This is a genomic window from Microbacterium sp. 8M (assembly GCF_902506375.1).
Classification (GTDB): Bacteria; Actinomycetota; Actinomycetes; order Actinomycetales; family Microbacteriaceae; genus Microbacterium.
In genome coordinates this window covers 3,318,350-3,323,670 of the sequence record NZ_LR733284.1, presented here as the reverse complement: position 1 = coordinate 3,323,670, position 5,321 = coordinate 3,318,350, and the positions used below count along the sequence as shown (strand labels likewise).

General features: G+C 73.2%; 5 protein-coding genes. All 5 read left to right on the top strand.

All coding sequences use genetic code 11. From position 1 onward, the window contains the following. Window positions 1–1,388: sensor histidine kinase (locus AERO9AM_RS15695; RefSeq protein WP_159576995.1), on the top strand; the 1,388-nt coding region annotated here is incomplete at its 5' end. A gap of 61 nt (window positions 1,389–1,449) precedes the next feature. Next, entirely contained in the window at window positions 1,450–2,949 is a 1,500-nt protein-coding gene (locus AERO9AM_RS15690; RefSeq protein ID WP_159576994.1) for an L-serine ammonia-lyase, iron-sulfur-dependent, subunit alpha, read from the top strand. Between the two features lie 9 nt (window positions 2,950–2,958). Next, window positions 2,959–3,549, top strand: coding sequence for a TetR/AcrR family transcriptional regulator (locus AERO9AM_RS15685; RefSeq protein ID WP_159576993.1), 591 nt, complete (start codon window positions 2,959–2,961; stop codon window positions 3,547–3,549). Between the two features lie 223 nt (window positions 3,550–3,772). Then, a complete protein-coding gene (locus tag AERO9AM_RS15680; protein ID WP_159576992.1) occupies window positions 3,773–4,546 on the top strand; it encodes an ABC transporter ATP-binding protein in 774 nt (257 codons plus the stop codon). After that, complete coding sequence (locus AERO9AM_RS15675) at window positions 4,543–5,277, top strand: ABC transporter permease (RefSeq protein ID WP_159576991.1); 735 nt, start codon at window positions 4,543–4,545, stop codon at window positions 5,275–5,277. The genes AERO9AM_RS15680 and AERO9AM_RS15675 overlap by 4 nt, the downstream gene beginning before the upstream one ends. Window positions 5,278–5,321 lie beyond the last annotated feature (44 nt).

Below are 5,321 nucleotides of genomic sequence, written 5' to 3'. Positions count from 1 at the left end.
GCAGCCCGTCCCCCGGTCCCACCCCGCCGGGGAGCCATCCGGGCCGGGACGACGTCGTCGGCGCACCCGGCCAGTCGCCCGGCACGATCACGGCGGTCTTCCGCGACGGCGCCTTCGCGTTCGGCGGCTGGATCTCCTCCGCCGGCGTGCGGCACGACCTCACCGCCGAGGCGCAGCGGATCCTCGCCGCTCATCGGCCCACCGGATCCGCCACACGCACCTCTCCTGCCACCGTGGACCTCGGTGCGCTCGGGGAGTACCGCGTCGCGTCGCGCGCCACGGCGAGCGGGGCGGTCGTGGTCACCGCCCTGCCGCTGGAGCCGGTGACCTCGGTGACGGGGCGGCTGATGATCGTGGTGGCGCTCGTCGGTGCGGCCTGCATCGTGCTCGCGATCCTGGCAGCGGCTCTCGCGATGGGGCGCGCGCTGCGTCCGCTCCGCCGCGTGGCGCACACGGCCGCCGCGGTCACGGCGGTGCCGCTGGACCGCGGCGAGGTGCGACTCGCGGAACGGGTCGATGCTCGCGACATCGCGTCAACGACCGAGGTGGGACAGGTCGGCACGGCGCTCAACGACCTGCTCGACCACGTGGAGCAGGCGCTCGCCCAGCGCGAGGCGAGCGAGTCGACCATGCGGCGGTTCGTCGCCGACGCGAGCCACGAACTGCGCACCCCGCTGGCCACGATCCGCGCCTACGCGCAGTTGTCGGGGCGGGAGGACGCCGGGCAGCAGGACGCGCGCGACAACGCCACACTCATCGATGCCGAGGGCGTGCGGATGGGGGAGCTCATCGACCAGCTGCTCGTGCTGGCCCGGCTCGACGCTCTGCCCGAGGTGACGCGCGACCTCGTGGATCTGCGGCTGCTGGCGGCGGAGGCGGTGCACGCGGCACGCGTGGCGGACGCGGCCGCGCCCGGGGCCGACACGACGGCGTCCGCGCACACCTGGATCCTGGACCTCGGCGAGGATCCGGTTCACGTGCGCGGTGACGCCGCTGACCTGCGCCGGGTGCTCGACAATCTGCTCGGCAACGCCCGCGCCCACACACCCGCCGGCACGACGGTGCGCGTGCGCGTGGACGAGGTGCGGACCGGGCCTGATGCGGTCCCTGAGCCTGTCGAAGGGGCCGCCGGAGGGTCCGTGCGCCTCACGGTCGCGGATGACGGCCCCGGCCTGCCCGAGGCGTTGCGGGAGACCGTGTTCGAGCGGTTCGCCCGCGGCGAGGCCTCGCGCTCGCGCGAGGGCGGCGGCACAGGACTCGGCCTGGCCATCGCGCGGGCCGTCGTGGAGGCGCACGGCGGCACGATCGCGGTCGCCCCGGGGCCCGGTGCGACGTTCGTGGTGACCCTGCCCGCGGCACGCCCTGACGCTGCCCGTCCCGCGTCGTGACCCTGCCCGCGGAGCGCCCTGACGCGGATCCGGGCGCTCCGGCGACGACTACGCTGAAGGGGTGACAGCGTACGTCTCCGCCTTCGATCTGTTCTCCATCGGTGTAGGACCGTCGAGCTCCCACACCGTGGGGCCGATGCGCGCGGGCGTCGACTTCGCCGCCAGGCTCGCCGCCGAAGGGGTGCTCGAGAAGGTCGCCCGGGTCACCTGCTCGCTGTACGGCTCCCTCGGCGCCACGGGCCTCGGCCACGGCACGCCCGACGCGGTCGTCGCGGGCCTGCGCGGCCTCGCCCCGGAGACCTGCGACCCGGCCGATGTGCGCCGTGCCTGGTCGGACTGGACCGACGGCTCCTCGCTCGCGCTGAACGGCACCCACGACATCGTCTTCGTCAAGGACGACATCACGTTCGAGCCGCGCACCCGCCTCCCCGGCCACCCCAACGCGATGACCCTGCGTGCGCTCGACGCGGACGGGATCCACCTCGCGCAGGAGACGTACTACTCGATCGGCGGCGGGTTCATCCGCCGTGACGGCGACGATACCCGGGCTCTCGGCGGCGCGGCGTTCCCGTTCGCCTATACCGACGCCGCCTCCCTCCTGGAGCTGTGCGACGAGCACGGGCTCACGATCGCCGAGCTCGCCCGGCGCAATGAGACCGCGCTGCGCAGCGAGGAGGAGGTCGCCGCGGGCCTCGACGCCATCTGGGACGCGATGTCGGCGTGCGTCGACGCCGGCCTGCACGCCGAGGGCACGCTCCCCGGCATCCTGAAGGTCAAGCGCCGCGCCGGCGCCATCCGCGCGCAGCTCGACGAGATCGAGGCCGAGGGGCACCCCGCGATCCCGGGTGAGTGGCTCGGTGCGTTCGCGCTTGCCGTGAACGAGGAGAACGCCGCGGGAGGCCGCGTCGTCACCGCCCCCACGAACGGCGCGGCCGGGATCCTCCCCGCGGTCGCGATGTACTGGTGGCGGTTCCTCGCCGACTCCGGGCTCGGCGCCGGCAACGCGGTCACCCCGTACGGCGAGCTGGTCGGGAGTGCGCTGCTCGGCTTCGGCGCGGAAGCGTCGCTCGTCGCGGTCGGCGCGATCGAGGATCCGGACGCGCTCGCCGAGGCGAACCGCCGTCGGGGCATCCGCCGGTTCCTGCTCACGGCGACCGCGCTCGGATCCCTGTTCAAGGCCAACGCGTCGATCTCCGGCGCCGAGGGCGGCTGCCAGGCCGAGGTCGGATCCGCGTGCGCGATGGCAGCCGGCGGGCTCACCGCGGTGATGGGCGGGACGAACCGGCAGATCGAGAACGCCGCCGAGATCGCGATGGAGCACCACCTCGGGCTCACCTGCGATCCGATCGGCGGGCTCGTGCAGATCCCCTGCATCGAGCGCAACGCGATCGCTGCATCGACCGCGGTGACGGCGGCGCGGCTCGCCCTGCGCGGCGACGGGCAGCACTACGTCTCGCTCGACGCCGTGGTCGAGACCATGCGCCAGACCGGGCTCGACATGTCGACGAAGTACAAGGAGACGAGCGAGGGCGGTCTCGCGGTCAACGTCATCGAGTGCTGAGATGGGCGCATGACCACGACCAGACGACGCAGGGGCCGTCCCAAGGGGGAGTCCGGGTCCCGGGACCTCATCGTCACGGCGGCCGAGCACGAGTTCGGTGAGCACGGCTATGACGGCGCCACGATCCGGGCGATCGCGGGCCGCGCCGGCGTGGACTCGGCGCTCGTGCACCACTACTTCGGAACCAAGGCGGATCTGTTCGCCGAGGTGATCGGGATCCCCCTGCGCCCCGACATCGACGTGCCGGCGATCCTCGAGGGGCCGCGCGACGAGGTCGGCGAGCGCGTGGTGCGGTACGTACTGGAGGCGTTCGAGCGGCCGGAGGTGCGCCGCCGCGGGGTGACCATGATCCGCGTCGCGATCGGGTCGAAGGTGATGTCGCCGCCGCTGGTCGGATTCCTCTCCCGCGAGCTGATCGGGCGGATCACGGCGCGGCTCGACGCCCCGGACGCGACCCAGCGCGCCGCCCTCGTCGCCTCGCAGATGGCGGGCCTGCTCGTGACCCGGTACGTGGTGAAGCTGCCGGCGATCGCCGACCTCCCGGTGGACGAGATCGTCGCCCGCGTGGGCCCGACGATCCAGCGCTACCTGTTCGACTGAGGGCGTGCCTTCGCGCGCCCTCGTGCATCGCGCCGGCGCGTGCCCTTCTGCGCCTCCTGCGCCTTCTGCGCCTCCTGCGCCGAGCCACCCCCTTCGCGCCGAGCCACCCCTCTTGCGACGGGCGCTAACGGGGCGGCTCGGGGAGAAAGGGGTGGCTCGGCGCAGGGGGCGGGCGGCGCGGATCCCCTTGACCGATGCGGATCCCGGATCCATAATTCACCACATGATGAATAATGCGGTGACGATCGAAGGACTGCGGGTGCGGCGCGGCCGGCACGACGTGTTCGACGGTCTGTCGCTGACCATCCCGCGGGGCGAGGTGACGGGGCTCCTCGGGCCGTCGGGCTGCGGCAAGACCACGCTGATGCGGGCGATCGTGGGCGTGCAGCGGGTCCGCTCCGGCGAGGTCACCGTGCTCGGCGAGAAGGCCGGATCCGCGGCGCTGCGGCACCGGGTCGCATACGGCACGCAGGGCGCGGCCGTGTACGCCGATCTCACCGTGCGGCAGAACCTGCGCTACTTCGCGAAGGTGCTCGGCGTGAGCAATGCCGAGGCCGACAGCGTCATGGAGCAGGTGGGGCTGACGCCGTACGCGCGGCAGCAGGTGGCCGGCCTCAGCGGCGGCCAGGCGAACCGGGTGTCGCTCGGGGTGGCGCTGCTCGGTTCGCCCGAGCTCGTGGTGCTGGACGAGCCGACGGTGGGACTGGATCCGGTGCTGCGCGCCGAGCTGTGGGACCTGTTCCGGCGCACCGCCGAGGGCGGCACCACCATGGTCGTCTCGAGCCACGTGATGGACGAGGCGCTGCGCTGCGACCGGCTGCTGCTGATGCGCGAGGGGCGGATCGTGTCCGACACGACGCCGGCGGAGCTGCTGGCCGACACCGGCAAGACGGATCCGGAGCAGGCTTTCCTCGTGCTCATCGCCCGGGACGCGGAGGCGCAGGCGGCGGTGCATCCCCAGCTGCGGCGGGCGCGGCGTCAGGAGGTCGGATCATGAACCCGCGCCGGCTCTTCGCGACGGCCGAGCGGGTGCTCGCCCAGCTGCGGCACGACCCGCGCTCGATCGCGCTCATGGTGGTCGCGCCGAGCCTGCTCGTCGGACTGTTCGCCTGGCTGTTCACCGACTCGACCGGCGTGTTCGATACCTTCGGCGGCGCGATCCTCGGACTCTTCCCGTTCATCGTGATGTTTCTGGTGAGCTCGATCACCACGCTGCGCGAGCGCCGCTCCGGCACGCTGGAGCGGCTCATGACCACGCCGCTCGGCAAGGCCGACTTCGTGCTCGGCTATGCCCTGGCGTTCGGGCTCATGGCCGTGCTGCAGGCCGTGGTCACGGTGGCGTTCGCCGTGTACGTGTGCGGGCTCACCGTGGACGGCCCGCTCTGGCAGCTGGGCCTCGTCGCCGTGGTCGATGCACTGCTGGGCACCTCGCTCGGCCTGCTCGCGAGCGCCTTCGCGCAGACCGAGTTCCAGGCCGTGCAGTTCATGCCGGTGCTGGTGTTCCCGCAGATCATCCTCGGCGGCCTGTTCATGCCGCGCGACACCATGCCCGACGTGCTGTACGCGATCTCCTACTGGCTCCCGCTCAGCCACGCGATCGACGCGATCCAGGCGGTGACGGCCGGCACGACGGGCTGGGACCTGTGGCGACCGGTGCTCATCGTGGCGGCCTTCGCGGTGGCGTTCCTCGTGCTCGCGCCGCTGACCCTGCGCCGGCGCACGGCCTAGTCGCCGCGGGCGGCGCGGGCGCCGGCCGGGGCGTGGGCCGGGGC

What these genes read in the sequence shown, in the direction of transcription:
- AERO9AM_RS15680 (WP_159576992.1), top strand. Translation starts at nt 3,773, where the DNA reads ATGATGAATAATGCGGTGACGATCGAAGGACTGCGGGTGCGGCGCGGC.
- AERO9AM_RS15685 (WP_159576993.1), top strand. Translation starts at nt 2,959, where the DNA reads ATGACCACGACCAGACGACGCAGGGGCCGTCCCAAGGGGGAGTCCGGG.
- AERO9AM_RS15675 (WP_159576991.1), top strand. Translation starts at nt 4,543, where the DNA reads ATGAACCCGCGCCGGCTCTTCGCGACGGCCGAGCGGGTGCTCGCCCAG.